The organism is Rhizobium sp. ZPR4 (assembly GCF_040215725.1).
Classification (GTDB): domain Bacteria; phylum Pseudomonadota; class Alphaproteobacteria; order Rhizobiales; family Rhizobiaceae; genus Rhizobium; species Rhizobium rhizogenes_D.
Genome location: NZ_CP157967.1, coordinates 2,307,999 through 2,334,800 on the forward strand (window position 1 = coordinate 2,307,999; position 26,802 = coordinate 2,334,800).

The window sequence follows — 26,802 nt, forward strand, 5'->3', positions numbered from 1 at the left end:
CCCGGAATGATCGATGTCTCCAATCTGAGTGTCCGGCTTGCCGGCAAGCCGGTCGTAGAGGATGTCTCATTCACCGCCGAGGCCGGAACGCTGACGGCAATCTGCGGACCGAATGGCTCCGGCAAGACCACCACGATGAAAGCCGTATCGGGCGAACTGGCCTATCGCGGCTCCGTGTATATGAACGGCGCCGAAATCGGCAGTCTGGTACCCTGGCAGCTTGCCGAAATGCGCGGTGTCCTGCCGCAGGCAAGCTCTATATCTTTCCCCTTCACCGTCCGCGAAATCGTTCGCATGGGTCTCACCAGCGGTCGCAACCGCCATCCGGAGCAGGCCGACCGCACCGCGACGGAGGCACTTACCGCCGTCGATCTCGGCGGCTTCGAGGGCCGCTTCTACCAGGAGCTCTCCGGTGGCGAACAGCAGCGCGTCCAGCTCGCGCGCGTGCTCTGCCAGATTTCCGAGCCTGTCATCGACGGCAAGCCCTGCTGGCTGCTTCTCGACGAGCCGGTCTCCAGCCTCGATATCAGCCACCAGCTCACCATCATGACGCTTGCCCGGCACTTTTGCCGGCGCGGCGGCGGCGTCATTGCCGTCATGCACGATCTCAACCTGACCGCGCTTTTCGCCGATCGGATGATCCTGCTGAAAAACGGCCGATTGCAAGCCAAGGGCCTGGTCAGGGACGTGCTGACGGATCAGCATCTTCAGGACGTGTTCGGCTGCAATTTGCGGGTCAATCGCACTCCCGCCGATGGCGCGCCCTTCGTCCTCGCCCACAGCGCGCTCACCAGCTGAGCATCCCCGATCCGGCAGCGTCTGGAACCTTTTGTTGCATCCGCGCGTTGAGAGCAGGTGATCGGAACCAATGTTCCGAACGCTGTATCTCTTGGTGTGTCGGATGACCTCCGATCATCGCGGATGACAGGCGCCCCGGGCGCCCAAGCAAAGCGAAAGGGAGCTGAATATGGCTACATCCATTCTCCATTCGGCGCGCGGCAAGCGCAATGGCAGCAGCCTGCACGATGTCGAGGCAAGCATCGAGGATCAGATCGAATCGCTGCGGGAAGAAGTTGCAGCTTTCGCCAAACTGATCGGCGAAAGCGGTGCCAAGCAAGGCAAGAAGCTGCGTGCAAATGCCGAATCCGGATTTGACGATCTGACCGTTCGCGGCGAGGAGCTGCTGCGCGATCTGCAGCGCGGCTACACCAGAGGCTCGCGCGAAGTCCGCAGGACCGTACGTCAGCATCCCGTCGCCACCATCGGCGCGGCGGCTGCATTCGGCCTTGCCGTTGCTCTGCTTCTGTCTCGCCGCTAGGATGGCGGGATGATCGCTCCGATCCTCGGCCTGCTTCTGTCGGGCACATTCAACCGTACCGTTGCGCGAACCAAGCGCAACGGTATTTTCATTGCCATCGCTGCTCTTCTTCTGCTGACAGCCTATGGCTTCGCGCTTGTGGCCGCAGCCATCTGGCTTGCGACAATCTATGGCGCGGCGGTTTCGGCGCTGCTGATTGCAGCAGGCGCCTTGCTGCTCGGGCTGATCGTGCTTGTCATCATGGCCATCATCAATCAGCAGGAGAAACGGCGAGCCCGCGAGCGGCGGCTGGCTATGGAGTCCGTGGCAGCAGCAGTTCTAGGCCTGGTTCGTAAACAGCCGCTGATGACTGCGGCGATTGCTGCCGCACTCGTCTTCGGCAACCTGTTTGGAACGCGCGACGAAGACGATTGACCGCCTTTCCCGAAAGTCGGAAACGACCGGCGGCATGGAAACTGAGTGAATTGGTCCTGATATGAAGCGGCCCGGTCGGAAGACCGGGCCTTTTTGTCAGAAGGCAAATGCCTTGGAGGTCAGTGGCGCCGAAGTGGCATCCGGGCCGAAATCCGCCTCGCCGGAAATATCCAGCAATTCCTGCAGCCGCTGGCGCGCACGATTGACACGGCTCTTGATGGTGCCGACTGCGCAGCCGCAAATCTCGGCGGCTTCCTCGTAGGAAAAGCCGGAAGCGCCCACCAGGATGATCGCTTCACGCTGATCCGGCGGCAGCTGATCCAGCGCCTTGCGGAAATCCTGCAGGTCGACGGCGCCATATTGCGAGGGATGCGTCGCCATCGATTCGGTAAATACGCCGTCGCTGTCCTGCACCTCGCGGCCGCTCTTGCGCATCTGGCTATAGAGCTCGTTGCGCAGGATGGTGAAGAGCCAGGCCTTCATATTCGTGCCCATCTCGAAATGGTCCTGCTTCGCCCAGGCCTTCATGATCGTATCCTGGACGAGATCATCCGCCCGATCGTGGCGACCGGTCAGCGAAATGGCAAAAGCTCGGAGGCTCGGCAGTGCGGCGAGAAGTTCGCGCTTGAAGCTCGTTTGCGTTTCCATGGCGCGCACCTCCTATTCGGAGACCTTTGCCGAGGCCAGGCTCTCCGCCTGATCGAGCTTCTCTAAAAGGTCGAGAAAGCGATCGGGAATGACCTCGTCCTGCACGGCGGCATAGAACGAGCGCAATCGGTTGCCGATCTGATTGTTGGGGTCGAGGATATCCATCGCGCGCAGATCAGAAGTTTTCTTGTCTGCATCCTCGTGATTCTGGATAGTCATTTGGCCTGCTCGCTTCTCAATTGTCTCGCGTTCATCAATAAGGCGCGCCCTTGCCTCCCCGTCCGGGAGAGCGGTTGACCTCACTCAAAACAGTTGCCTAACGAATCGTAAAGGTTGAGGTCGACCGATTGTAAGCATTGTAATGCGACTGCCTAAAAAAAGTTCCGACAAAGAGGAACTTTTTTACTCAATTGACGTTTGTTAGTCATTGCGGCCTCTGGGCTGTATTTAATTAGAATTTGATAAAGGCGGGAGCCATTGATGACACTTTCCACACGCATTGCGCCGCATCTTCCGTATTTGCGGCGTTATTCACGTGCTTTGACCGGAACGCAGACGTCGGGGGACGCCTATGTTGCTGCGGTTTTGGAAGCCATCATCGCTGACATCTCCATCTTTCCGGACACGGACAGCGACCGTGTCGCCCTCTATAAACTGTTCACGAAGCTGTTCGGTTCCGTGACACTTCAGATTCCCGAGCCGGCCTCTCCCTTCGCCTGGGAACAGCGCGCGTCCGTGAACCTCTCCAAGGTCTCCCCGCTTGCCCGTCAGGCCTTCCTGCTTGCATCGGTCGAAAGTTTCCGCCTCGGGGAAATCGCCGATATCCTCGACGTCTCTGAAAGCGATGCCATGCACCTGCTCGATACCGCCTCCCAGGAAATCTCGCGCCAGGTGGCAACCGATATCATGATCATTGAGGATGAGCCGCTTATCGCGATGGATATCGAGCAGATGGTGGAAAGCCTCGGCCATCGCGTCACCGGCATCGCGCGCACCCATTCCGAAGCGGTCGCGCTCTATAATGCGACAAAGCCGAGCATGGTGCTTGCCGATATTCAGCTTGCAGACGGCAGCTCGGGCATTGATGCCGTCAACGACATTCTCAAGACCGCCAGCATCCCGGTGATCTTCATCACCGCCTTCCCGGAGCGGCTGTTGACCGGCGAGCGGCCGGAACCGACCTTCCTCGTGACCAAGCCTTTCAATCCAGACATGGTGAAGGCCCTCATCAGCCAGGCCCTCTTCTTTAACGAAACCACAAAGGTGGCCGCCTGATCCAAGTGAAAACCTTACGGCGGAACAAAGACCATAACCGGGCGTTTGTGTTCGAAACGGCCGGTTTACCGACTGTTATCCGGGGCGATTCTATAGGTCGGTTCAAGTTGTTACGAGTGAGAATGCCCTATCGGCGGGGTTCTCGAATTGCGTGTGAAAGGCAAGCCGGTGAATACGTCTGAACCATTACCCGGCGCGCCTTTGAGTTTGGAAGGCAAAGCCGCTCTGATGGAGCGGGCGCTTGCGAGCGCCAGTGTGTCCATCCTGTTCCAGGATGTAAATCTTTCGATCCGTTATGCCGACAATCTGCCGGACCATCTGCAGTCGTCTGTCGTCATAGGCGGCAATGACTCGCATCTCTTTGGAGAAAAGGATGGCGAGCACCTTTTGCGTTTGAAGCGGGGCGTGCTCGAAAGCGGCAAGCCAGCGACCGCCGAGGTTGAGATCAGCAGTGGCGATGGCACACGTGTCTACGAGCTGAAAATGGAACGCATCGGCGGGCGCAAGCCGCAGGGCGTGCTGTCCGTCATCTCCGAAATCACCGAGAGCCGCCACCGCGAAAAAGTGCTGAAGTCGCTGCTGCGCGAACTGTCGCATCGCTCCAAGAACCTGCTCGCCATCATTCAGGGTATCGCCACGCAGACTGCCCGCCACACGCTTTCCGTCGATAATTTCCTCATCAAATTTCGTGGCCGCCTGCAATCCCTGTCGAATTCGCAGGATCTCATCACCGATTCCAGCTGGCGCGGCGCATATTTGTTCGAACTAGCGGAAAAGCAGTTCGCCCCCTATTGGCCCGATGCGGGCGTGCCTATGCCGATCTATGGCATCAATGCGCATCTGACGCCCAATGCTGCAGTGCATCTGGGGCTTGCCTTGCATGAGCTCATCGTCAACTCCGCATCGCATGGCGCCATCTCGACGGGCGCCACGAGCATCACGCTGAATTGCAAGGAAGCCGAACTCGACGGTAAGAAGGCGATCGAGGTCGCCTGGTCCGAGCGTTTCTACGCGCCCACTGATCATGAATTCGAGGACAATAGCTTCAGCCGTACGGTGCTCGAGCGCGTTGTGCCGACCTCCATGAACGGCCGCGCCGACTTCGCCATTGATGACGGCAGCATCGGCTATCGCCTCACCATTCCCGAAACTGAATATGAAATCCTGAGGCGCCGCTAAAGCGGACGGCAGGGGCAAAATAAAACAGCCAGTGCGAGGGCGGCGCACTGGCTGCTTTGCACTCATCGGGAGGGGACCGTGAGTAGAGTCCTGAGACGTATTGGGCGTGCATCAGAAGATGCGATCATCATCAGGACACGGGCATAACGATGCTGCGGAGCCTTGGTTCCACTCAGACCTAAAAAAATTCATCAGCTTTTCACATTTCAGCGCAACCGCAGGCATGACTGTCCTCGGATCACAGGCGGACGCCCGCAGTCATTGCGAGGCCCAAAGCTCTCGCGGGCCTCCTCCGAAAAAGAAGAAAAGCTATCTAAATCATGGGCTTAAATCGCAAGATCCAGTGATCGAAAACGTTCCCATTCCCTAGCAGGAGGGCGTATCGAGGCACGCTTTGCGATCAAAATTTTACCGTTTGATAAATTTTTTAAGCTGAGTTACCGTTCCAGTACTAGCCGTTTACTATAAGAGGGAACTTCAATGGGACGACTGGAAACTGGGATTCATAAAGGCAGGCTCACCCCGGCCGAATATGATGCAAACTTTTCCGATCTTCATCCGCGCCTCAACAAACACGAGGCGCTGGTCGCATCCGACCGCTGTTATTTCTGCTACGACGCGCCGTGCATGACGGCCTGTCCCACCTCCATCGACATTCCGATGTTTATCCGTCAGATCTCGACGGGTAATCCCATCGGCTCGGCGAAGACGATCTTCGATCAGAACATCCTCGGCGGAATGTGCGCCCGCGTCTGTCCCACCGAACAGCTCTGCGAACAGGCGTGCGTGCGCAATACTGCCGAAGAGCGCCCGGTCGAGATCGGCCGGCTGCAGCGCTACGCGACCGATGCGGCGATGGCAGAAAACAAGCAATTCTATTCGCGCGCCGCTTCCACCGGCAAGAAGATCGCCGTCATCGGTGCCGGCCCGGCCGGCCTCGCCTGCGCCCACCGCCTCGCGGTCAACGGCCATGATGTCACCATCTTCGACGCCCGCGAAAAGGCCGGCGGCCTGAACGAATACGGTATCGCCACCTACAAGGCGGTCGATGACTTCGCCCAGAAGGAAGTCGATTACGTGCTCGCCATCGGCGGCATCGAGGTGAAGAACGGCCAGGCGCTCGGCCGCGATTTCAGCCTTTCCGACCTCTCCCAACAATATGACGCCGTCTTCCTCGGTCTCGGCCTTGCCGGCGTCAATGCGCTGCGCGCCGAAGGCGAAGACCTCGATGGCGTCGCCGATGCCGTCGCATATATCGCCGAGCTTCGTCAGGCCGGCAGCAAGGCCGATATCGCCATCGGCCGGCGCGTCGTCGTTCTCGGCGGCGGCATGACCGCGATCGATGCGGCTGTACAGGCCAAGCTGCTCGGCGCTGAAGAAGTGACGATCTGTTATCGCCGCGGCAAGGAACACATGAACGCCTCGGAATTCGAGCAGGATCTTGCCGCCTCCAAGGGCGTCATCATCCGCCACTGGCTCGCCCCGAAGCGCATCCTCGACAAGGACGGCAAGGTTGCCGGCATCGAAGTCGAATATACTGAACTGCGCGACGGCAAGCTCACCGCTACCGGTGATGTCGGCGTCATTGCCGCCGACCAGATTTTCAAGGCAATCGGCCAGACGTTCGAAGCCTCAGGCCTCGGCGCACTGCGCATGGAAGCCGGCCGCATCTTCATCGACGGCGAAGGCCGGACCTCGATCGAAGGCGTATGGGCCGGCGGCGACTGCGTGCTTGGCGGCGATGACCTGACGGTCTCGGCCGTGGCACAGGGTCGCGACGCGGCCGAATCCATCAACCGTGCGCTCGCTGCCGCTAAGTCGGCCGCTGCAGTCGCCTGAAAGGAGAACCGACATGGCAGATCTCCGCAATAATTTCGTTGGCATCAAGTCCCCGAACCCGTTCTGGCTGGCCTCCGCACCGCCGACCGACAAGGCCTACAACGTCGAGCGCGCCTTCAAGGCAGGCTGGGGCGGCGTGGTCTGGAAGACGCTCGGCGAGGAAGGCCCGCCTGTTGTCAACGTCAACGGCCCGCGCTACGGCGCGATCTGGGGCGCCGACCGCCGTCTGCTCGGTCTCAACAACATCGAGCTGATTACCGACCGCGACCTCTACACCAACCTGCGCGAAATGAAGCAGGTGAAGATGAACTGGCCGGATCGCGCGCTCATCGCGTCGATCATGGTGCCCTGTGAGGAACAGGCTTGGAAGGCAATCCTGCCGCTGGTCGAAGAAACCGGCGCCGACGGCATCGAACTCAACTTCGGCTGTCCGCACGGCATGTCCGAGCGCGGCATGGGCTCCGCCGTCGGACAGGTGCCGGAATATATCGAAATGGTCGTGCGCTGGTGCAAGCAATACACCCGCATGCCCGTCATCACCAAGCTGACACCGAATATCACCGATATCCGCAAGCCCGCCCGCGCCGCCAAGGCCGGCGGGACCGATGCCGTCTCGCTGATCAACACGATCAACTCGATCGTCTCGGTCGATCTCGACAACTTCGCGCCGAACCCGACGGTCGGCGGCAAGGGCAGCCATGGCGGCTATTGCGGCCCGGCAGTCAAGCCGATCGCGCTCAACATGGTGGCCGAAATCGCCCGCGATCCGGAAACCTATGGCCTGCCGATCTCCGGCATCGGCGGCATCACGACATGGCGCGATGCGGCCGAATTCCTGGTGCTCGGCGCCGGCAACGTGCAGGTCTGCACGGCGGCGATGACCTACGGCTTCAAGATTGTCGAAGAGATGATTACCGGTCTTTCCGATTGGATGGACGAAAAGGGCCACCGCAGCCTGGATGACATCACCGGCCGCGCCGTTCCGAACGTCTCCGACTGGCAGTATCTGAACCTCAACTACATCGCCAAGGCGAAGATCGACCAGGATGCCTGTATCCAGTGCGGCCGCTGTCATATCGCCTGCGAGGACACCTCGCACCAGGCAATCACCAACTTTGTTGATGGCGTCAGGCGCTTCGAGGTGATGGAAGAGGAATGCGTCGGCTGCAATCTCTGCGTCAACGTCTGTCCGGTCGAGAACTGCATTACCATGGAAGAGCTTCCGGCAGGTTCGCTCGACAAGCGCACCGGCAAGGTTGTCGATCCGAACTACGCCAACTGGACGACCCATCCGAACAACCCGATGGCGCGGCAGGCTGCGGAATAATAACGACAAAATCCGCAAGCATTCAAAAGGCGGTCGCGGCTTGCTGCGGCCGTCTTCTTTTTAGCCGATGCGCCAAGCACCTCGCAAAAGCATGGAAATCAAGTTATAGGACATGCACTGCGAACCATCGCAGGAACAGCAACTCAGAGGAGGCGACCATGTCACGCAAGTCCAAAACCCTCCACGACGTGAGCTTTTGAGGTCACGTCCAAACGGCGCAAGTCTTTCCCATCGGAAACTCGGGTCAAAGCCGGTTCGCAATTCGTCCATGGCGATGTCGAACTGATCGAAAAACTCGGCCGTAACGATCCCTGTCCCTGCGGTTCCCGGAGGCGATTTCAAGAACTGCTGCCTGACGTCGGGCCGCTATGATGGCATCGAACGAGATTACTACTTTTAGGGAACGGGGCTGACGTCCATCATCTCCAGGCGCAGCGCAATTTTTGAATTGCGCTGCCGTTCAGCTATGACGAATGCGCAGCCCATCGACGAAAAGCTGCTCGAGATAGCGGGCGGCATCCTCGAAACGTCCCTCGCCCGAATGCTCGTCGCCGAGCACGGCGCGCACCTGCACGTCAAAATCCGCATAGTGCTGCGTGGTCGACCAGATCGAGAAGATCAGGTGATAGGGATCGCATTTGGCGATCTTACCGGCCTGAGCCCAGGCACGGATAACCTCCACCTTCTCGTCGACAAGGCTCTTCAGCGGTCCGCGCAGCTCGTCTTCCACATGCGGTGCGCCCTGCAGCATCTCATTGGCAAAGAGCCGGCTTTCGCGCGGAAAATCGCGGGCCATTTCGAGCTTGCGGCGAATATAGGAGCGGATCTCGCTTTCCGGATTGCCGTTGGCATCGAAGGCACGAAGCGGCTCCAGCCAGGTAAACAGCACGCGGTCGATCAAGGCCCGGTGCATCGCCTCTTTGGTGCGGAAATAATAGAGCAGATTGGGCTTCGACATGCCGGCGACTTCAGCGATCTGGTCGATAGTAGAACCGCGGAAGCCGCTGACGGAAAACACGTCCAGCGCGGCTTCCAGTATGATTTCCTCTTTCTCTTCCTGGATACGGGTGCGGCGCTGCGTCCTGGCGGCTCTGGGGATGGCCATGTGTGCTCTGTTTCTCCTTGAAATCCAAGCCTTTCGGCCGTTCCCTCATTCACCTGTCGATGCATCGATTTTAGGCAATCGCCTGAAATTTTATCGGAAATTTTCGTGCTTTTCGTCTTGAGCCGCGCCACGGAAGTTGTAATGTTTACCAATCGGTCAAATTATCCTTCAGATGTTTCTTAAAGGCAACTGGCGATTTTCCGGGCAAGAAAAACAAGACGGCGCTCGGGAATTTGGAATAAGACCAACGGGAACGATTTCGGGCATGCGCCTTGCATGCCCCAGGACAAACAGGTGAGGATTGCATCATGGTGGCAGCGCCAGGAGAAAACATGCGTATCAATGGCGATCGCCTTTGGGATACGCTGATGGACATGGCGAAAATCGGCCCCGGCATTGCCGGCGGTAACAATCGTCAGACGCTGACCGATGCCGACGCCGAAGGACGCAGCCTTTTCAAGACCTGGTGCGACAAGGCGGGCATGACCGTCGGCGTCGACAAGATGGGCACGATGTTCGCGACCCGCGCCGGCACCGACCCGAACGCGCTGCCCGTCTATGTCGGCTCGCATCTCGATACCCAGCCGACCGGCGGCAAATACGACGGCGTGCTCGGCGTGCTCGCAGCGCTGGAAGTCGTCCGTACGATGAACGACCTCGGCATCAAGACCAAGCATCCGATCGTCGTTACCAATTGGGCGAACGAGGAAGGCGCACGCTTTGCGCCTGCCATGCTGGCGTCCGGCGTCTTTGCCGGCGTGCACACGCTGGACTATGCCTATGGCCGCAAGGATCCGGAAGGCAAAACCTATGGTGACGAGTTGAAGCGCATCGGCTGGCTCGGCGACGAGGAAGTCGGCACCCGCAAGATGCACGCCTATTTCGAATATCATATCGAACAAGGCCCGATCCTCGAAGCCGAGAACAAGACCATCGGCGTCGTCACGCACTGTCAGGGCCTGTGGTGGCTGGAATTCACGCTGACCGGCAAGGAGGCGCATACCGGCTCGACGCCGATGAATCTGCGCGTCAATGCCGGCCTTGCCATGTCGCGGATCGTCGAGATGGTGCAGAGCGTGGCGATGGAAAACCAACCGGGCGCTGTCGGCGGTGTCGGTCAGGTCTTCTTTTCGCCGAACTCCCGCAATGTCCTGCCGGGCAAGGTCGTCTTCACCGTCGACATCCGCACGCCGGACAAGGAAAAGCTCGACCGCATGCGCGCCAAGATCGAAGCGGAAGCGAAAAAGATTTGTGATGGCCTCGGCGTCGGCTGCTCGGTGGAAGCCATCGGCCATTTCGAGCCGGTGACCTTCGATCCCAAGCTCGTCACGTCAGTGCGCGATGCCGCCGAAAGGCTCGGCTACAGCCACATGAATATCATCTCCGGCGCCGGTCATGATGCCTGCTGGGCCGCCAAGGTCGCCCCTGCCACGATGGTCATGTGTCCCTGCGTCGGCGGCCTCTCGCACAACGAGGCGGAAGAAATCTCCAAGGAATGGGCAGCCGCCGGTGCGGATGTGCTGTTCCACGCAGTCGTCGAGACGGCAGAGATCGTGGCCTGACGGCCGCGATTCCCAGCATCGGAACTTCACACATCTGGAGCATGCACCATGAGCACAGTCATCAAGGGTGGAACCATCGTCACGGCCGATCTGACCTATAAGGCAGACGTCAAGGTCGAAGGCGGCAAGATCGTCGAAATCGGGCAGAATCTGTCAGGCAACGAAGTGCTGGATGCCTCAGGCTGCTACGTCATGCCTGGCGGTATCGATCCGCATACGCATCTCGAAATGCCGTTCATGGGGACCTATTCCTCCGACGACTTCGAGAGCGGCACCCGCGCAGCCCTTGCCGGCGGCACCACGATGGTGGTGGATTTCGCGCTCCCCTCGCCCGGCCAGTCGCTGCTCGAAGCGCTTGATATGTGGGACAACAAGTCCACCCGCGCGACCTGCGACTATTCCTTCCACATGGCGATCACCTGGTGGGGCGAACAGGTTTTCAACGAGATGGAAGCCATCGTCCGCGACAAGGGCATCAACACCTTCAAGCACTTCATGGCCTATAAGGGCGCGCTGATGGTGGATGACGACGAAATGTTCTCCTCCTTCCAGCGCTGCGCCGAGCTCGGCGCCTTGCCGCTCGTCCATGCCGAAAACGGTGATGTGGTCGCGCAGATGCAGGCAAAGCTTTTGGCCGAAGGCAATAATGGGCCGGAAGCGCATGCCTATTCCCGCCCGGCAGAAGTCGAGGGCGAGGCAACGAACCGCGCCATCATGATCGCCGATATGGCGGGTTCGCCGGTCTATATCGTCCATACCTCCTGCGAGCAGGCCCACGAAGCCATCCGCCGCGCCCGCCAGAAGGGTATGCGCGTCTATGGCGAACCGCTGATCCAGCACCTGACGCTCGACGAAAGCGAATATGCAAATGCGGATTGGGATCACGCCGCCCGCCGCGTCATGTCGCCGCCCTTCCGCAACAAGCAGCATCAGGACAGCCTCTGGGCCGGTCTTGCCTCCGGCTCGCTACAGGTGGTCGCAACCGACCACTGCGCGTTTACAACCGAGCAGAAGCGCTTCGGCCTCAACGACTTCACCAAGATCCCGAACGGCACCGGCGGCCTCGAGGATCGCATGCCGATGCTCTGGACTTACGGCGTCAACACCGGCCGCCTGACGATGAACGAATTCGTCGCCGTCACCTCGACCAACATCGCCAAAATCCTCAACGTCTATCCGAAGAAGGGCGCGATCCTCGTCGGCGCCGACGCCGATATCGTCGTCTGGGACCCGAAGCGCTCGAAAACCATCACCGCCAAGGTGCAGCAGTCGGCGATCGACTACAACGTCTTCGAGGGCAAGGAAGTGACGGGCCTGCCGCGCTATACGCTGACGCGCGGCATCGTCGCCATCGAGGAAGGCACGGTCAAGACCAGGGAGGGCCACGGCGAGTTCGTCAAGCGCGACCCCTTCACCGCCGTCAACCGGGCACTTTCCACCTGGAAAGAAGTCACAGCGCCGCGCAAGGTGCAGCGCAGCGGCATCCCCGCCAGCGGGGTATGACGCTTGGGCACGGCGCTTCGGCTCATCGGCCGCCTAGAGCAATTTCAGGAAAAGTGCGTAGCGGTTTTCCGTCCGGAATTGCGTAAAAACAAAGGGATAGAGCATTTTCGCGATTCGAAGAAAAACGAAACGGCTCTAGCGCGGCACATACCGCTCCAGATCCGGCAGCAGGACCACGCTTTCCTGCTCGTTCGGGTCGGTGCGGGCGATGACCGCTGTCGCCGGCCGATCGCTGAGATTCGCCGGAAGATGCGGAATGCCGGCCGGAATATAGAACATCTCGCCCTCGCGAACGATGACATGCTCTTCCAGCCGCTCGCCGAACCAGCAATGCGTCTCACCCGAAATCGCGTAGATCGCTGTCTCATGCGAGGCGTGAAGATGCGCTTTGGCACGAGCGCCCGGCGGGATGGTCAAAAGATGCATGCAAATCCCCGTCGAGCCCACTGTCTCGGCGGCAATCCCTTCGAAATAGCTGAAGCCCTGTTTTCCGGCATAGGTGCCGCCGGGCCGCACGATACGGCAGGTGGGCTTCGATGAGACACTCATGGCATTGCTCCCCTCGGTCCGGCAGCCACAAGGCGCTCTCGCCTTTCCGGACTGCGGCAATGCCAAACAGGATAACACGCAATCCGCCCCAACCATGCGGCGAAAACAGGACTGGTAGGTGTTAATGACGTTATCCGCTTCCTCCGTCGTCTCCGCGCGGAATCTCTGTCTCACCTACAATACGAACGATGGGCCGGTGCATGCGCTGAGCAATGTCGATCTCGATGTTCGCAAGGGCGATTTCGTCTCCTTCATCGGCCCTTCCGGCTGCGGCAAGACCACGTTCCTGCGCGTCATCGCCGATCTCGAGCGCAAGACATCGGGCGATATCAGCGTCAATGGCATGTCGCCGGAAGATGCCCGCAAGGCTCGTGCCTACGGCTACGTCTTTCAGGCTGCGGCCCTCTATCCCTGGCGCACGATCGAGAAGAACATCGCCCTGCCGCTTGAGATCATGGGCTATGACCGGGATGAGCAGGCCAAGCGCATCGCCCGGACGCTGGAACTCGTCAATCTCAATGGCTTCGAACATAAGTTTCCCTGGCAGCTGTCCGGCGGCATGCAGCAGCGTGCCTCGATCGCCCGCGCGCTAGCCTTCGATGCCGATTTGCTGCTGATGGACGAGCCCTTCGGCGCGCTTGACGAAATCGTCCGCGACCACCTGAACGAACAGCTTCTGAAGCTGTGGAAGCAGACGAACAAGACCATCTGCTTCGTCACCCACTCCATACCGGAAGCGGTCTACCTCTCCACCAAGATCGTGGTCATGTCGCCGCGGCCGGGCCGCGTCACCGATGTCATCGAATCGACGCTTCCGGCGGAGCGACCGCTCGGCATTCGCGAAACACCGGAATTTCTCGAAATCGCCCACCGCGTCCGGGAAGGCTTGCGGGCCGGACACAGCTACGAGGAATAGGATTAGGCCATGAACCCGCAATTCCTCCTGTGGCTCGTTGGCGCGATGGCGATCTTCATCAGCGGTGCAACCGCCTCGCGCGCCTACATCGCCAACAACAACATGTTGGTGCTGATCCTGTCGCTCGCGCTCTATTGCGTCGGCAATCTGATGATGGTGCGGCTGATGCGCGAGGGCGGGCTTGGCCTGGCGATCTCTGCCTCCTCCATCGCGCAGCTCGTCGTCGTCAACGTCATCGCCTTCATCGTCTTTGGTGAGCGGCTGAGCCTGCAGCAGCTTGCCGGCGTAGGCCTTGGCATCGTCGCCATGATCCTCATGCTGCTTCCAACGCAAGGAAGGGCATGAGCATGGAGAAGGAACAGTTCTTCAAGCACAAGTTCCTGCCGATCACGACCATCGTGCTGGCGATCATCCTGCTCTGGTACGTCTTCGCCATCATCCTCAACGCACCGTTCCAGCGCGATATGGATCGGCGCGGCAATGTCAGCCCGACGACGGTGGAATTCATCGGCAAGACGCTGTCACAGCCGAAGCCGACTCTGCCTGCGCCACATCAGGTTGCGCAGAATGTTTTCGAAAACACCTTCTTGCGGGTGCCCACAAGCAATCGCAGTCTGGTGTACAACGCTTGGGTGACGCTGGCTCCGACGGCTCTTGGCTTTGCTTTCGGCACAATCCTCGGCGTACTCTTCGCAGTGGGCATCGTTCATCTCGTCGCGCTCGACCGCAGCCTGATGCCCTGGATCATCGCGTCGCAAACGATCCCGATCCTGGCCATAGCGCCGACGATCATCGTCGTCTTCAGTGCGCTTGGGATAGACGGGCTGATCCCCAAGGCGCTGATTTCCACCTATCTGTCGTTCTTCCCGGTCACCGTCGGCATGACGAAGGGCCTGCGCTCGCCGGAGATCATGCATCTCGACCTGATGCGCACCTATAATGCCAGCAGCTGGCAAACCTTCTGGAAGCTGCGCGTGCCGGCCTCGATCCCCTTCCTCTTCACCTCGATGAAGGTCGCAATCGCCGCAAGTCTCGTCGGAACGATCGTCGGCGAGCTGCCGACGGGCGCGGTCGCCGGCATCGGCGCAAAGCTCTTGGCAGGCTCCTATTACAGCCAGACGATCGACATATGGGCAGCGCTGGTCGCCGGCTCCGTCCTCGCGGCAATTCTCGTCGGCATCGTCAGCGTCGCCGCCCGCATCGTCGAGCGCTCGATGGGAGGCAGAACGGCATGAGATCCTTTCATTTCTCCTGGCAGGGCGTCCTTGCCATTCTTCTCTGTCTTTTGGCGATCCCCGCATTGCCGCTGCTTGCAGCCGATGCCGCGGCACCCGTCAGCAGCGGCACGAACTTCGTCATATTCGTTCTCATAGCCGCTGCCGCTGCCCTCTCCTTCATGCGTCTCTCCGAGGAGCTGAGTGCTGCGACCCTCTTCTTCGGCGCGCATGCGGCGGCATGGCTGTTGCTTGCGGGAATTTCCGGCAATGAAGGCAAGGCGCAAGCGTCCTTCTTCATTCTGATCGCCGCCGCCTGGTTGCTGGCCTGGCGCTGCGTTTCCGTCCTGTCATCGATGCGCTCGCACTCGACCGCCAGCAACTATACGCTGCGGCTGCTGATCCCGGCGATTTTCGGCATATGGATATTGATCATCTGGGAAGCGGTCACCCGCGGCGCCGGCGTTTCCCTGGTTCTGCTGCCGCCGCCGAGCGCCATCGGCGCCCGGATCGCCAACTCCTTGCCGACGCTCTGGATCGATGTGCGCCAGACGATCCTCACCGCTGTCCTCATCGGCTACATCATTGGCTGCGCCAGCGGTTTCATCGTCGCCATTCTGGCCGACCGCTTCGCCTTCCTGCGCCGCGGCCTGCTGCCGATCGGTAATTTCGTCTCGGCCCTGCCGATCATCGGCGTCGCGCCGATCATGGTTATGTGGTTCGGATTCGACTGGCAATCCAAGGCCGCCGTCGTCGTCATAATGACCTTCTTCCCGATGCTGGTGAACACGGTGACTGGCCTTGCCGCCGCCGGCAACATGGAACGCGACCTGATGCGCACCTACGCATCGAGCTATTGGCAGACGCTCTTCAAGCTGCGTCTGCCGGCTGCCGCTCCCTTTATTTTCAATGCGCTGAAGATCAACTCGACCCTGGCGATGATTGGTGCCATCGTGGCGGAGTTCTTCGGCACGCCCATGTCGGGCATGGGCTTTCGCATTTCAACCGAAAACGGTCGGTTGAACCTCGACATGGTCTGGGCCGAGATCGCGGTTGCCGCGGTTGCAGGTTCCGTTTTCTACGGTATCGTCGCCATCATCGAACGAATGGTGACGTTCTGGCATCCGTCTATCCGCGGTGGGCAGACGTAATCCAGGATCCCTTCCAAGGGATCGAGGCATAACTCCAGAGGGAAAAGGGTGAAGATATGAAAAAAATAATGTTTGCATTGATGGCAAGCGCCATGACGCTTGCCGCCACCCAGGCCGCGATGGCGGCGGACAAGGTGACCCTGCAGCTGAAATGGGTGGCCCAGGCTCAGTTCGGCGGCTACTTCGTCGCCAAAGACAAGGGCTTCTATAAGGAAGAAGGCCTCGATGTCGATATCAAGGCGGGCGGGCCTGATATCGCTCCGGAGCAGGTAATCGCCGGCGGCGGCGCCGACGTGATCGTCGACTGGATGGGCGGTGCGCTGGTTGCCCGCGAAAAGGGCGTGCCGCTCATCAACATCGCCCAGCCCTTCGAAAAATCCGGTCTGGAGCTGATCTGCCCGAAGGACGGCCCAGTCAAGACGGAGAAGGATTTCAAGGGTCACACCCTCGGCGTCTGGTTCTATGGCAACGAATATCCCTTCTTCGCCTGGATGCATAAGCTCGGCCTGAAGACCGACGGCGGCAAGGATGGCGTCAACGTTCTGAAGCAGAGCTTCGACGTGCAGCCCCTCGTCCAGAAGCAGGCCGACTGCATTTCCGTCATGACCTATAACGAGTACTGGCAGGCGATCGATGCCGGCTTCAAGGCCGAAGACCTGACCGTCTTCAACTACACCAAGCTCGGCAACGACCTTCTGGAAGACGGCCTCTACGTCAAGGAAGACAAGCTGAAGGATGCGAAGTTCAAGGCCGACATGGTGAAGTTCGTCCGTGCTTCGCTGAAGGGCTGGAAATATGCCGTCGAGCATCCGGATGAAGCCGCCGAAATCGTCATGGACAATGGCGGCCAGGATGAAAACCACCAGAAGCGCATGGCAGGCGAAGTCGCCAAGCTGATCGGCAACGGCAAGCTCGACATGAAGACCTATGACCGTACGGTCGAAGCCTTGCTCGATCAGAAGATCATCAACAAGAAGCCGACTGGCGCCTACACGCACGAAATCACCGACGCCGCTCTGAAATAGTCTCAGGGCACGTCAAATCATGGAAACGCGCGGAGCTTCCGGTCCCGCGCGTTTTTTTCATTTTGTAACAGCAGCAACAAAAGGCTGGCTTTCTCGCGGCAATTGCCTGAAAAGCCGTCGACCATCAACTATTCGAATGCAGACATCACAATGCCGTGATTGCTTCGCAAGGTTGCGAGCGATAGAAATACCCGCGAAATCATTTTCTCGTGATCTTGCGAAAATTGAAAACCGCTCCCATCTACAGGGGCGATTTTAGGATGAGGAACCTGCAGGCATGACGGATATAGATCCGCCGGGGAAGCCGGCTCGCATGCAGTGATCCCCCGTGTTCGCGACGGAAAGTAGCGAAATCCCTTTGACCAAAGGCCGAACTGGAACCGCACGCATGGCCCTCACGCCGTTTAGACTTCTGAGCACGACTGCCATCCTGCTTTCCCTGCTGGCCGCACCCGCCGCCTTGGCAGAGCAGCCCGCCGTCACCACGCCGAAACAGAACCTGCCTGCAATCGTCATCACCACAGCCACGATGCGCCACCTGACCGACAAAGTCGTCGCGACCGGCACGGTGAAGGCCGTCGAAGAAGTTTATATCCAGCCGCAGGTGGACGGTCTCTCGATCCGCTCGCTGAATGCCGATGTCGGCGACAAGGTCGAAGCCGACAGCACGCTCGCCACGCTGAACGATGACGCGCTGATCCTGCAAAAGAGCCAGATGCAGGCGACGCGGGCCAAGGGCGAGGCAAGCCTTGCGCAGCTGCACGCACAACTCACCGAAGCCCGCGCCAATGCGGAAGAGGCCGAATTGCAGCGCGTCCGCGCCGTTGCGATGGGCGCCAAGGGCACGATGTCGACCTCCTCGGTGGAGCAGGCCAATGCTTCGGCCGCCGCCAACAAGGCGCGCGTGGTTTCCGCCGAGCAGGCAATCGCCGTTGCCGAGGCCGACCTGAAAGTCACCGATAGCCAGATCGCCGACACGGACCTGAAGCTCGCCCGCACCGGCATCAAGACCCCGGTCGCCGGCACCGTCGCCTCGCGTAATGCTCGCGTCGGCGCCATAGCCAACGGCAATGGCGACCCGCTTTTCACCATCATCCGCGACAGCCAGCTCGAGCTCGTGGTCGATGTCTCCGAGAGTGACATCACCAGGATCTCGACCGGGCAGAAGGCCTTGATCGCGCTTTCCGGCAGCCGCGAAAAGCTTGCCGGAACCGTTCGTCTTGTTGCCCCGATCGTCGATCCCGTCACCCGCCTCGGTGCGGTGCATATCACGATCGACGACGGCGAGAAGGCTCGCGCCGGCATGTATGGCAGCGCCGAGATCATCATTCGTCAGGAAGATGGCGTCGCGCTGCCGCTGACGGCGGTCAACAGCGAGGAAAACGGTTCTTCCGCCCGCAAGGTCGAAAATGGCGTGGTCAAGTTCGTGACTGTCGAGACCGGCATTCAGGACGCAGGCTATGTCGAGATCGTCAAGGGCCTGAAAGCCGGTGACGAAGTCGTGGCCAAAGCTGGTGCCTATGTTCGCGACGGCGATCACATCACGCCCGTGCGCGACGCGTCGCAAGCCTCCAACTGAACGAGACGGCAAGATGAACTTCTCCGCCTGGTCCATCCGAAATCCGGTCGCCCCGCTCCTCGGCTTCTTTCTGCTGATGGTGGTGGGCGCGCACGCCTTCTTCAATCTGCCCATCACCCGCTTCCCGAACATCGACGTGCCCATCGTCAACGTCACCGTGACGCAGAGCGGCGCCTCGCCGGCCGAGCTCGAAATGCAGGTGACGAAGGAGATCGAAGACGCCGTTGCCAGCATCAACGGCATCGACGAGATACAATCGACCATCACCGACGGCCAATCGCAGACCGTCGTCGTCTTCCGCCTGGAGGTGCCGACCGAGCAGGCCGTTCAGGATACCAAGGATGCCATCGACCGCATCCGCGGCAACCTGCCGTCGACCATCGATGAGCCCATCGTCTCCAAGGTCGATGTCGTCGGCCAGGCGATCCAGAGTTTCGCCGTGTCCTCGCCGAACATGACGCTCGAAGAGCTGTCCTGGTACGTGGACGATACGGTCAAGCGCGCGCTGCAGGGCAAGCCGGGTATCGGCCGCGTCGACCGCTATGGCGGCGCCGATCGCGAAGTGCGCATCGAGCTCGATCCCAACAAGCTGAACGCCTATGGCATCACCGCGCTTTCGGTGAGCCAGCAGCTTCGCAGCACCAACATCGACCTCGGCTCCGGCCGCGGCCAGGTTGCCGGCAGCGAGCAGGCGATCCGCGTGCTCGGCGACGCCCGTAATGTCGCCCAGCTCGCCGATACGACGATTGCGCTGACCAACGGCCGCTTCGTCAAGCTCTCAGACCTCGGTGCCATCAAGGACACCTATCAGGAACCGAAGTCGTTCTCGCGGTTCAACAGCGCGCCCGTCGTCACCTTCGGCGTATTCCGCGCCAAGGGCGCCAGCGAGGTGAGCGTCGCCAAGACGGTGGCAGACACGCTCGACAAGGTTCGCGCCGAGAATCCGAACGTCTCGATCGAGATGATCGACGACTCCGTCTACTACACCTATGGCAACTACGAATCCGCGATGCACACGCTGATCGAAGGCGCCATACTGGCCGTCATCGTCGTCTTCCTGTTCCTGCGGAACTGGCGGGCGACGCTGATATCGGCGGTTGCTCTGCCGCTCTCCGCGATCCCGACATTCTGGATCATGAACCAGATCGGCTTCTCGCTGAATCTTGTCAGCTTCCTGGCATTGACGCTGGCAACAGGCATTCTCGTCGACGACGCCATTGTCGAAATCGAGAACATCGCCCGCCACATCAAGATGGGCAAAACGCCCTATCGCGCCGCCATCGACGCTGCCGATGAGATCGGCCTTGCCGTTATCGCAACGACCTTCACCATCATCGCAGTCTTCGTGCCCGTCTCCTTCATGCCGGGCATCCCGGGCCAATACTTTATCCAGTTCGGCCTGACGGTCGCCTTCTCGGTGTTCTTCTCGCTGCTGGTGGCGCGTCTGATCACACCCATGATGGCCGCCTATCTGATGCGCGCCGAAGATGGTGTCGACGACCATCACGACAATGACGGCCGCTTCATGCGCGGCTATAGCTGGCTGGTGCGGCTGACGACGAAGCGCTGGTACACGCGCTACCCGACGCTGCTTGCCGCCTTCGCCTTCTCGGTCGCTTCGGTCTTCGCTCTCATCATGTTCGTTCCCGGCAGTTTCATCCCGCCGGAAGACGCCTCGCGTATCGTGCTGTCGGCGGAACTGCCGCCGAACGCCCGGCTTGACGACACGGAACAGGCAACCAACGAGATCTATCGCCGTGTGAAAGGCATAGACGGGGTCGAAAGCGTCTTCGTGCTCGGCGGCGCTTCGCCGAAGGGCGATCTGGAGCTGCGCCGCGCAACAGTGACGCTGACGCTCGGCAAACTCGACCAGTCGCTGGCGAAGAAGTTGGTGAACGATGTGCTGGGTTCGCTGCCCATCATTGGCCCCCACCTGCCGAAGGTCACGGTCCATGGCCGCGTGCGCCCGCAATGGGATATCGAAAAGGAAGTCTTTGCCAAGCTTCGTTCGATCCCCGACGTCCGCATAACCAAGCTGAACGACCGTGGCGACCGCGACTTGACCTATAACTTCCTCTCGCGCAGCGAGAAGGATCTGAACCAGGCGGTCGGCATTCTGGAAGCCAAGCTGCGCACCGATCCGGCGCTCGCCAATGTCAGCGCCGACGGTGCCCTGCCCCGTCCTGAGCTGCAGATCTATCCGCGCAAGGACGAGGCGGCGCGCCTCGGCATCACGCCGCAGATGATTTCCGACACAATCCGCGTGGCGACCATCGGCGATATCGACGCCTCGCTCGCGAAGATCTCGCTCGACGATCGCCAAATTCCGATCCGCGTTCAGGCTTCGCTCGGCATGCGCCGCGATCTGGCGGCGATCCGTGCCCTGCGCATCAAGACGTCAACGGGCACCACCGTGCCGTTGTCGAGCGTTGCCGATATCGACTATTCGGAAGGCCTGTCCTCGATCAAGCGCAACAACCGCTTCCGCGTCGTCGCCATCGGCGCTGACCTGCCGCAGGGCGTGGCGCTGGATACGGCGTCCGACCACTTCCTCGAGATCGTCAGCAACGCCAAGATCCCGGCAACCGTGCATCTGGCCGAAAGCGGCGATACCAAGGTCCAGAAGGAGATGGAGCAGAGCTTCGGCAACGCCATGCTGCTCGGCCTGATGCTCGTCCTGACCGTGCTGATCCTGCTGTTCAAGGACGTGATCCAGCCCTTCACCATTCTGCTGTCGCTGCCCTTGGCGATCGGCGGCGTGGCATTGGCCTTGATCATGACCGGCAATGCGCTTTCCATGCCCGTCATGATCGGCATTCTCATGCTGATGGGCATCGTGACGAAGAACGCCATCCTTCTCGTCGATTTCGCCATCGAAATGATGCATCAGGGCATGCCGCGGCTGGAGGCAGTCGTCGAAGCCGGCCGCAAGCGTGCCCGCCCGATCATCATGACCTCGATCGCCATGTCGGCCGGCATGCTGCCATCGGCTCTCGGTGTCGGCGAAGGCGGTTCGTTCCGCGCACCGATGGCGATTGCGGTGATCGGCGGCATCATCGTTTCCACCGTGCTCAGCCTGGTGGTCGTGCCGTCCTTCTTCCTGATCATGGACGATCTGTCCCGCCTGCTCGGCTACCTCTTCGGCAGGCTTGTCGGCAGGAAGGATGCGGATGACGAAGTGGTGACCAAGGAAGGCCTGGCCGTCGCCGTCAACGAAAACCGGCAATCGCTCACCAGCCTGGAAGAGCGGCTCGAGGCCATCGAGAACAAGGATGGCAGAAGCAGGTCCGTGGGCACGAACGTCCTAAAGCTGCCGCCCTTCGCGGCGGAGTAGACCAGTCTCAGCGGATATGGAGATAATGACGGGGCGGCTCAAAGGCCGCCCTGTTCCTTTAGGAAATCGACGATCTTATTGACGCCCTCGCCCCGCTTCATGTCGGAAAAGACGAAGGGACGCGCCTGGCGCATGCGGTTGGCATCGCGGTCCATCACATCGAGATCGACCTCGACGAAGGGCGCCAGATCCTTCTTGTTGATGACAAGAAGGTCGGATTTGGTGATGCCGGGGCCGCCCTTGCGCGGAATTTCCTCTCCCTGGCACACCGAAATCACGTAGATGGTGATATCGGCAAGATCGGGCGAAAAGGTTGCGGCCAGATTGTCACCGCCGGATTCGATGAAGACGACGTCGAGATCAGGAAGCCGCTCGCTCAGACCGGCGATAGCCTGCAGATTGATCGTCGCATCTTCGCGGATGGCCGTGTGCGGGCATCCGCCGGTCTCGACGCCGACGATGCGATCCGAAGGCAACGCCTGCATGCGCACCAGCGCTTCCGCATCTTCGGTCGTGTAAATGTCGTTGGTGACGACGGCGACGGAATAGTCGTCGCGCATCGCCTTGCACAGCTTCTCCGTCAACGCCGTCTTGCCGGAACCGACCGGGCCGCCGATGCCGACGCGCAAGGGTCCATGTCTCGATTTCATGCTCGCAACTCCGATAAAGCAACAGCATAGCCAAGCGTCGGGCGGTCGCACAGCGGCGAATGACGTAGACGATGCTTCAATTTCAGTATTTTCCAGGTGGCACTCATCATGACCGAAAGAGCCGCGTGGCCTGGGTCTCGTGGCGCAGGCTGGCAATATCTGCCTGCACGGCAGCCGCTCCGAGATCGTCGAGACTGGATTGCGCCGCCCGTCGCGCCACAGCGGCGAAGAGCTCCTCGAGCCGTGCAAGGATAGCAACACCATCCTTTTGCCCGCTGACGCCAAGGCGGATGCCGGATGACACCATCTGCGAGGCCGAGGCATGCAGAAAGGCGGCTACAGCCTTTTCCGCGGAAATACCATGTGCGCCGGCAATTGCGCCGACCGCAACCGGATAGGCGGTCTTTGCCGGGAGCATGGAAAAGATATCGTTGGGCCACGCAGCCGCGGCCGAGAGAAAGGCATCGCCAAGCAGCATGGTCTCGTTATGCCGTTCCTTCGAGCCGGCCAATGCTTCGGCAAGCTCCGCAACCGCCGCAAGCCGCAGCCTGTCCGCACCCGCCCGATGCGCCTCGACCAGCAGCACTGCATCATTCCACGCGGAGCCATGTTGAATGAGCGCGGCAATCCAGTCATTGAGACCGGCACTGTCACGAACCAGTCCGTCATGCACCGCGCGCTCAAGACCGCCAGAATAGGCGAACGACCCAACAGGAAACGCTGGCGACAGCCAAGTCATCAGCCGCAGGAGCGCCGGCAGGTCGCCATCGTCGGAAACCGCGGTATTGGTCATCACGGTTCAATCGTGGGAATGGTTGTGGTGATCGTGCCCGTGGCCATGCGAATGGCTGCCATGGGAGTGATAGGCGCCGCGAGCGGGCTGGAAGGGCTCGCTGACCTCGGTCACGACAGCCCCCAGTCCCTCGAGCATGGCGCGGATCACATGATCGCGCAGGATCAGGATACGTTCCTCCTCGATCTGAGCCGAAAGATGCCGGTTGCCCAGATGCCAGGCAAGCTCGATCAGATGCCTGCGATCGCGCGGGCGGATCTCGAAAAGCTTCTCGTCGGCGGCAACGATCTCGATCAGCTCGCCATCCTCGCGCACCAGCAGATCGCCGCTCGCAAACAGCACCGGCTCCTTGAGATCGAGCATGACCATCTCTCCGTTTTCGAGATGCAGCAGCTTGCGGCGCAGATGCCTGAGATCATGCGGCAGCACGACACGATCGATCGGATTGGAGGAAGGGGTGCCGGCCGGCAGATAGGAGGTGACGCGTAGCATGACTGTTCCAGTTTAATACTTTATCGGACCATGCAAAATAGTCGCCTCCCGCGCAAGCATCAATGACGCGCGGGCGCCTCACATCCGCTGCACGTAGCGTTGCAGCTCCCTGACATCCGTCGTCGCCTCCTGCTCCTGCTCGGTGGCACAGCGATGCCAGACCTGCGACAGACGCTCGCGCTCGTGCATAACGCGGTTGCGGCCGAGCGTCTTGGCAAGATAAAGTGCCTTGTCGGCGGCGGCATAGACGGTCTCCGTCTTGCGATCCTTGCCGATATCGGCAATCCCGGCGGAGATGGTGATCTTCACCGATCCGCCTTCAATGGCGATCGGATGTTCGGCAATCTGCTCCTTGATCTCCTCAACGCGCGCGATGCGCTCGGCCGTATCTCCGCCGTGGATGATGACGCCAAATTCCTCACCGCCGAGCCGTGCAATCACGTCTTCTCCGGTGAAGGTATCGGAAAATAACCGCGACACCGCAACGATTACCGCATCGCCAGATGCATGCCCGAACCGATCGTTGATCGTCTTGAATCGATCCAGATCAAAAATCGCCAGCGAAGCACCGTCTCCGGCCATATTCAACGCCTCGGTAAAGGCACGGCGATTGAGCAGGCCGGACAGCATGTCGGTGCGGCTCAACCGCTCGAATTCAGCGCGGGAGACCGCGAGCCTATGGATGGAAAAGCCTGCCAGCACCGCGAGCGCGCCGGATACGGTGCCTCCGATAATCCATGCCAGCAGAACACCAAAGCGCAACGCCTCGAAGATCGGCAGCGGCAGAAGATCGAGCCATTGCAGCACAAAAAGCAGCACCAGGATGATTCCCAGCGACATGATGACCGCAACGAAACTCATCTTAAGCGCGAAAATAAAAATCGCACGTCGCTGCTGAAAATTACCGAGCTCGGCCTGCAGCGAAATCCATTGCTTCATGCGATTCACCTTCCTCAGCCCATCATTTCAGTCATGTGAGATAGGGGCTAAGACGCTTCCAGGTCTTTAACGGAATGATTAAAATGTGGTGCATTTCCCAAGTTGTGAACAGCCGGGGAAATGCATGCACAAAATCCGGCCTGCCGATAGAAATGGGTGGCGGGAGCACCGACGCGTCATGTCATTGATATTGTTGCGTCCAGCGTGCAGCATACGAAAAACCCCGGGAAACCGGGGTTTTTCGTATCTGCCAATAATCGATGACTGAAATATCCTCAGAAGAGGAAATAGCGCTGTGCCATCGGCAGCACGGTTGACGGCTCGCAGGTCAGAAGCTCGCCATCGGCCCGCACTTCGTAGGTTTCCGGGTCCACCTCGATATGCGGCGTCAGGCTGTTGTGGATCATCGATGCCTTGGAGATGCCGCCGCGGGTGTTCCTGACAGGCAGCAGCGTCTTTGCGACCCCGAGCTTGCCGGCAAGCCCGGCATCGAAAGCCGCCTGCGAAACGAAGGTCACGGAGGAATTCGTCCGGTTTTTGCCATAGGCACCGAACATCGGCCGGTAGTGCATCGGCTGCGGCGTCGGGATGGAGGCATTCGGGTCGCCCATGGGAGCAGCTGCAATGGAGCCGCCGAGCAGAACCATCTCCGGCTTCACGCCGAAGAAGGCCGGATTCCAGAGTACCAGATCGGCACGCTTGCCAACCTCGATCGAGCCGACCTCATGGCTGACGCCGTGCGCGATCGCCGGGTTGATCGTATATTTTGCGATATAGCGTTTCGCACGGAAATTGTCGTTGTCGCCCGTCTCCTGCGCCAGGCGGCCGCGCTGGCGCTTCATCTTGTCGGCGGTCTGCCAGGTGCGGATCGCCACTTCACCGACACGCCCCATGGCCTGGCTGTCGGACGAAATGATCGAGAAGGCGCCGATATCGTGAAGAATATCCTCCGCCGCGATCGTCTCCTTGCGGATACGGCTTTCGGCAAAGGCGATATCCTCGGGAATCGACGGCGACAGGTGATGGCAGACCATCAGCATGTCCAAATGCTCGGCTATTGTATTAACCGTATAGGGTCGCGTCGGATTGGTCGAAGAAGGGATGACGTTCGACTGGCCGCAGATCTTGATGATGTCAGGTGCGTGACCGCCACCCGCTCCTTCCGTGTGGAAAGCGTGGATCGTGCGACCTTTGATGGCACCGATCGTATCCTCCACGAAACCGCTTTCATTCAACGTATCCGTGTGGATCATCACCTGCACGTCGTATTCGTCGGCAACGCTGAGGCAGCAGTCGATCGCGGCCGGCGTCGTGCCCCAATCCTCATGCAGCTTGAGCGCACAGGCTCCGCCGAGCACCATTTCCTCCAGGGCGGCAGGCACGGATGCATTGCCCTTGGCGGACAGGCCGATATTCATCGGAAAAGCGTCGAAGGATTCGATCATGCGCGCCAGATGCCAAGGCCCCGGCGTGCAGGTCGTTGCCAGCGTTCCGTGCGCCGGCCCGGTGCCGCCGCCAAGCATGGTGGTGACGCCCGACATCAGGGCTTCCTCGATCTGCTGCGGGCAGATGAAATGGATGTGGCTGTCCATGCCGCCGGCAGTCACGATCTTGCCCTCGCCGGCGATTGCCTCCGTGCCGGGTCCGACGATGATGTTGACACCGGGCTGCATGTCCGGATTGCCGGCCTTGCCGATCGCGACAATGCGGCCGTCCTTCAAGCCGATATCCGCCTTGACGATCCCCCAATGGTCGAGGATCAGCACATTGGTGATGACGGTATCGACGGCACCGTTTGCCCGGGTCACCTGGCTCTGCCCCATGCCGTCGCGGATGACCTTGCCGCCGCCGAACTTCACCTCCTCGCCATAGGTGGTGAAATCCTTCTCCACCTCGATGAACAATTCGGTATCGGCCAGACGCACCTTGTCGCCGACGGTCGGTCCGAACATGCTGGCATAGGCGGCGCGGGAAATCCTGTAGGGCATCA

Annotated in this window: 26 protein-coding genes; 17 read left to right on the plus strand and 9 right to left on the minus strand. The window is 60.3% G+C overall.

Annotated features, from left to right (window positions below):
- Positions 1–6 precede the first annotated feature (6 nt).
- The 3 genes from ABOK31_RS11350 (at position 7) to ABOK31_RS11360 (ending at position 1,732) form a co-directional block, all read left to right on the plus strand.
- On the plus strand, positions 7–798 hold the full coding sequence (locus ABOK31_RS11350; RefSeq protein WP_349956110.1) for a heme ABC transporter ATP-binding protein: 792 nt from the start codon (positions 7–9) through the stop codon (positions 796–798).
- 169 nt (positions 799–967) lie between these two features.
- Entirely contained in the window at positions 968–1,318 is a 351-nt protein-coding gene (locus ABOK31_RS11355) for a hypothetical protein (protein ID WP_349956111.1), read from the plus strand.
- A 9-nt stretch (positions 1,319–1,327) separates the two neighbouring features.
- Entirely contained in the window at positions 1,328–1,732 is a 405-nt protein-coding gene (locus tag ABOK31_RS11360) for a hypothetical protein (RefSeq protein ID WP_174172146.1), read from the plus strand.
- Between the two features lie 96 nt (positions 1,733–1,828).
- On the opposite strand, the gene ABOK31_RS11365 is transcribed toward ABOK31_RS11360, so the two are convergent.
- Positions 1,829–2,380, minus strand: a complete 552-nt coding sequence (locus ABOK31_RS11365; protein WP_004107036.1) for an RNA polymerase sigma factor — start codon at positions 2,378–2,380, stop codon at positions 1,829–1,831.
- Between the two features lie 12 nt (positions 2,381–2,392).
- The gene (locus tag ABOK31_RS11370) at positions 2,393–2,599 is read right to left on the minus strand and encodes a NepR family anti-sigma factor (RefSeq protein ID WP_174172145.1); all 207 of its coding nucleotides are present in this window, start codon (positions 2,597–2,599) and stop codon (positions 2,393–2,395) included.
- 261 nt (positions 2,600–2,860) lie between these two features.
- Between ABOK31_RS11370 and ABOK31_RS11375 the strand changes: the two genes are divergently transcribed.
- The 5 genes from ABOK31_RS11375 (at position 2,861) to ABOK31_RS11395 (ending at position 8,372) form a co-directional block, all read left to right on the plus strand.
- Entirely contained in the window at positions 2,861–3,655 is a 795-nt protein-coding gene (locus ABOK31_RS11375) for a response regulator (RefSeq protein ID WP_174172144.1), read from the plus strand.
- Between the two features lie 228 nt (positions 3,656–3,883).
- Positions 3,884–4,834, plus strand: coding sequence for a sensor histidine kinase (locus ABOK31_RS11380; RefSeq protein ID WP_174172207.1), 951 nt, complete (start codon positions 3,884–3,886; stop codon positions 4,832–4,834).
- A gap of 480 nt (positions 4,835–5,314) precedes the next feature.
- Entirely contained in the window at positions 5,315–6,673 is a 1,359-nt protein-coding gene (locus ABOK31_RS11385; protein ID WP_174172143.1) for an NAD(P)-dependent oxidoreductase, read from the plus strand.
- Between the two features lie 13 nt (positions 6,674–6,686).
- Positions 6,687–8,000 carry an NAD-dependent dihydropyrimidine dehydrogenase subunit PreA gene (preA, locus tag ABOK31_RS11390; RefSeq protein ID WP_174172142.1) on the plus strand — a complete coding sequence of 438 codons (1,314 nt, stop codon included), beginning with the start codon at positions 6,687–6,689 and terminating at the stop codon, positions 7,998–8,000.
- A 285-nt stretch (positions 8,001–8,285) separates the two neighbouring features.
- Positions 8,286–8,372, plus strand: coding sequence for an SEC-C metal-binding domain-containing protein (locus ABOK31_RS11395; RefSeq protein ID WP_349958930.1), 87 nt, complete (start codon positions 8,286–8,288; stop codon positions 8,370–8,372).
- Positions 8,373–8,460: 88 nt separating this feature from the next.
- Here ABOK31_RS11395 and ABOK31_RS11400 read toward each other — a convergent pair whose 3' ends face one another.
- On the minus strand, positions 8,461–9,105 hold the full coding sequence (locus ABOK31_RS11400; protein WP_174172141.1) for a TetR family transcriptional regulator C-terminal domain-containing protein: 645 nt from the start codon (positions 9,103–9,105) through the stop codon (positions 8,461–8,463).
- A gap of 308 nt (positions 9,106–9,413) precedes the next feature.
- Between ABOK31_RS11400 and ABOK31_RS11405 the strand changes: the two genes are divergently transcribed.
- Entirely contained in the window at positions 9,414–10,667 is a 1,254-nt protein-coding gene (locus ABOK31_RS11405) for a Zn-dependent hydrolase (RefSeq protein WP_349956112.1), read from the plus strand.
- A 48-nt stretch (positions 10,668–10,715) separates the two neighbouring features.
- The gene (hydA, locus tag ABOK31_RS11410; protein WP_174172139.1) at positions 10,716–12,170 is read left to right on the plus strand and encodes a dihydropyrimidinase; all 1,455 of its coding nucleotides are present in this window, start codon (positions 10,716–10,718) and stop codon (positions 12,168–12,170) included.
- A gap of 135 nt (positions 12,171–12,305) precedes the next feature.
- Here hydA and ABOK31_RS11415 read toward each other — a convergent pair whose 3' ends face one another.
- Positions 12,306–12,719 carry a cupin domain-containing protein gene (locus tag ABOK31_RS11415; RefSeq protein WP_349956113.1) on the minus strand — a complete coding sequence of 138 codons (414 nt, stop codon included), beginning with the start codon at positions 12,717–12,719 and terminating at the stop codon, positions 12,306–12,308.
- A 124-nt stretch (positions 12,720–12,843) separates the two neighbouring features.
- Between ABOK31_RS11415 and ABOK31_RS11420 the strand changes: the two genes are divergently transcribed.
- The 7 genes from ABOK31_RS11420 (at position 12,844) to ABOK31_RS11450 (ending at position 21,938) form a co-directional block, all read left to right on the plus strand.
- On the plus strand, positions 12,844–13,635 hold the full coding sequence (locus ABOK31_RS11420; protein WP_174172137.1) for an ABC transporter ATP-binding protein: 792 nt from the start codon (positions 12,844–12,846) through the stop codon (positions 13,633–13,635).
- Positions 13,636–13,644: 9 nt separating this feature from the next.
- On the plus strand, positions 13,645–13,980 hold the full coding sequence (locus ABOK31_RS11425; protein WP_174172136.1) for a hypothetical protein: 336 nt from the start codon (positions 13,645–13,647) through the stop codon (positions 13,978–13,980).
- Between the two features lie 2 nt (positions 13,981–13,982).
- On the plus strand, positions 13,983–14,870 hold the full coding sequence (locus tag ABOK31_RS11430) for an ABC transporter permease (RefSeq protein ID WP_349956115.1): 888 nt from the start codon (positions 13,983–13,985) through the stop codon (positions 14,868–14,870).
- Positions 14,867–16,000: an ABC transporter permease gene (locus ABOK31_RS11435; RefSeq protein WP_349956117.1), complete on the plus strand. Its 1,134-nt coding sequence runs from the start codon at positions 14,867–14,869 to the stop codon at positions 15,998–16,000. The genes ABOK31_RS11430 and ABOK31_RS11435 overlap by 4 nt, the downstream gene beginning before the upstream one ends.
- 56 nt (positions 16,001–16,056) lie before the next feature.
- Positions 16,057–17,025 carry an ABC transporter substrate-binding protein gene (locus ABOK31_RS11440; protein ID WP_174172133.1) on the plus strand — a complete coding sequence of 323 codons (969 nt, stop codon included), beginning with the start codon at positions 16,057–16,059 and terminating at the stop codon, positions 17,023–17,025.
- A 388-nt stretch (positions 17,026–17,413) separates the two neighbouring features.
- Entirely contained in the window at positions 17,414–18,604 is a 1,191-nt protein-coding gene (locus ABOK31_RS11445) for an efflux RND transporter periplasmic adaptor subunit (RefSeq protein WP_174172132.1), read from the plus strand.
- A gap of 13 nt (positions 18,605–18,617) precedes the next feature.
- Positions 18,618–21,938: an efflux RND transporter permease subunit gene (locus ABOK31_RS11450; protein ID WP_349956118.1), complete on the plus strand. Its 3,321-nt coding sequence runs from the start codon at positions 18,618–18,620 to the stop codon at positions 21,936–21,938.
- A gap of 38 nt (positions 21,939–21,976) precedes the next feature.
- Here ABOK31_RS11450 and ureG read toward each other — a convergent pair whose 3' ends face one another.
- From ureG to ureC, 5 genes are all read right to left on the minus strand, one after another.
- Positions 21,977–22,588, minus strand: coding sequence for an urease accessory protein UreG (gene ureG / locus ABOK31_RS11455; protein WP_174172130.1), 612 nt, complete (start codon positions 22,586–22,588; stop codon positions 21,977–21,979).
- 106 nt (positions 22,589–22,694) lie between these two features.
- A complete protein-coding gene (locus tag ABOK31_RS11460; RefSeq protein WP_349958932.1) occupies positions 22,695–23,381 on the minus strand; it encodes an urease accessory protein UreF in 687 nt (228 codons plus the stop codon).
- A gap of 6 nt (positions 23,382–23,387) precedes the next feature.
- A complete protein-coding gene (gene ureE / locus ABOK31_RS11465; RefSeq protein WP_349956119.1) occupies positions 23,388–23,873 on the minus strand; it encodes an urease accessory protein UreE in 486 nt (161 codons plus the stop codon).
- 78 nt (positions 23,874–23,951) lie between these two features.
- The gene (locus ABOK31_RS11470) at positions 23,952–24,812 is read right to left on the minus strand and encodes a GGDEF domain-containing protein (protein WP_174172127.1); all 861 of its coding nucleotides are present in this window, start codon (positions 24,810–24,812) and stop codon (positions 23,952–23,954) included.
- A 275-nt stretch (positions 24,813–25,087) separates the two neighbouring features.
- Entirely contained in the window at positions 25,088–26,800 is a 1,713-nt protein-coding gene (gene ureC / locus ABOK31_RS11475) for an urease subunit alpha (protein WP_349956120.1), read from the minus strand.
- Between the last annotated feature and the right edge of the window lie 2 nt (positions 26,801–26,802).

Excerpts from the sequence above, each read along its gene's own strand:
- ABOK31_RS11420 (WP_174172137.1), top strand. The coding sequence starts at position 12,844 with ATGACGTTATCCGCTTCCTCCGTCGTCTCCGCGCGGAATCTCTGTCTC.
- ureG (WP_174172130.1), bottom strand. The coding sequence starts at position 22,588 with ATGAAATCGAGACATGGACCCTTGCGCGTCGGCATCGGCGGCCCGGTC.
- ABOK31_RS11375 (WP_174172144.1), top strand. The coding sequence starts at position 2,861 with ATGACACTTTCCACACGCATTGCGCCGCATCTTCCGTATTTGCGGCGT.
- ABOK31_RS11350 (WP_349956110.1), top strand. The coding sequence starts at position 7 with ATGATCGATGTCTCCAATCTGAGTGTCCGGCTTGCCGGCAAGCCGGTC.
- ABOK31_RS11415 (WP_349956113.1), bottom strand. The coding sequence starts at position 12,719 with ATGAGTGTCTCATCGAAGCCCACCTGCCGTATCGTGCGGCCCGGCGGC.
- ABOK31_RS11355 (WP_349956111.1), top strand. The coding sequence starts at position 968 with ATGGCTACATCCATTCTCCATTCGGCGCGCGGCAAGCGCAATGGCAGC.
- ABOK31_RS11380 (WP_174172207.1), top strand. The coding sequence starts at position 3,884 with ATGGAGCGGGCGCTTGCGAGCGCCAGTGTGTCCATCCTGTTCCAGGAT.
- hydA (WP_174172139.1), top strand. The coding sequence starts at position 10,716 with ATGAGCACAGTCATCAAGGGTGGAACCATCGTCACGGCCGATCTGACC.
- ABOK31_RS11460 (WP_349958932.1), bottom strand. The coding sequence starts at position 23,381 with ATGACCAATACCGCGGTTTCCGACGATGGCGACCTGCCGGCGCTCCTG.
- ABOK31_RS11405 (WP_349956112.1), top strand. The coding sequence starts at position 9,414 with ATGGTGGCAGCGCCAGGAGAAAACATGCGTATCAATGGCGATCGCCTT.
- ABOK31_RS11470 (WP_174172127.1), bottom strand. The coding sequence starts at position 24,812 with ATGAAGCAATGGATTTCGCTGCAGGCCGAGCTCGGTAATTTTCAGCAG.
- ABOK31_RS11360 (WP_174172146.1), top strand. The coding sequence starts at position 1,328 with ATGATCGCTCCGATCCTCGGCCTGCTTCTGTCGGGCACATTCAACCGT.
- ABOK31_RS11370 (WP_174172145.1), bottom strand. The coding sequence starts at position 2,599 with ATGACTATCCAGAATCACGAGGATGCAGACAAGAAAACTTCTGATCTG.
- ureC (WP_349956120.1), bottom strand. The coding sequence starts at position 26,800 with ATGCCCTACAGGATTTCCCGCGCCGCCTATGCCAGCATGTTCGGACCG.
- ABOK31_RS11440 (WP_174172133.1), top strand. The coding sequence starts at position 16,057 with ATGAAAAAAATAATGTTTGCATTGATGGCAAGCGCCATGACGCTTGCC.
- ABOK31_RS11430 (WP_349956115.1), top strand. The coding sequence starts at position 13,983 with ATGGAGAAGGAACAGTTCTTCAAGCACAAGTTCCTGCCGATCACGACC.
- ABOK31_RS11385 (WP_174172143.1), top strand. The coding sequence starts at position 5,315 with ATGGGACGACTGGAAACTGGGATTCATAAAGGCAGGCTCACCCCGGCC.
- ABOK31_RS11425 (WP_174172136.1), top strand. The coding sequence starts at position 13,645 with ATGAACCCGCAATTCCTCCTGTGGCTCGTTGGCGCGATGGCGATCTTC.
- ABOK31_RS11445 (WP_174172132.1), top strand. The coding sequence starts at position 17,414 with ATGGCCCTCACGCCGTTTAGACTTCTGAGCACGACTGCCATCCTGCTT.
- ABOK31_RS11400 (WP_174172141.1), bottom strand. The coding sequence starts at position 9,105 with ATGGCCATCCCCAGAGCCGCCAGGACGCAGCGCCGCACCCGTATCCAG.
- ureE (WP_349956119.1), bottom strand. The coding sequence starts at position 23,873 with ATGCTACGCGTCACCTCCTATCTGCCGGCCGGCACCCCTTCCTCCAAT.
- ABOK31_RS11450 (WP_349956118.1), top strand. The coding sequence starts at position 18,618 with ATGAACTTCTCCGCCTGGTCCATCCGAAATCCGGTCGCCCCGCTCCTC.
- ABOK31_RS11435 (WP_349956117.1), top strand. The coding sequence starts at position 14,867 with ATGAGATCCTTTCATTTCTCCTGGCAGGGCGTCCTTGCCATTCTTCTC.
- ABOK31_RS11365 (WP_004107036.1), bottom strand. The coding sequence starts at position 2,380 with ATGGAAACGCAAACGAGCTTCAAGCGCGAACTTCTCGCCGCACTGCCG.
- preA (WP_174172142.1), top strand. The coding sequence starts at position 6,687 with ATGGCAGATCTCCGCAATAATTTCGTTGGCATCAAGTCCCCGAACCCG.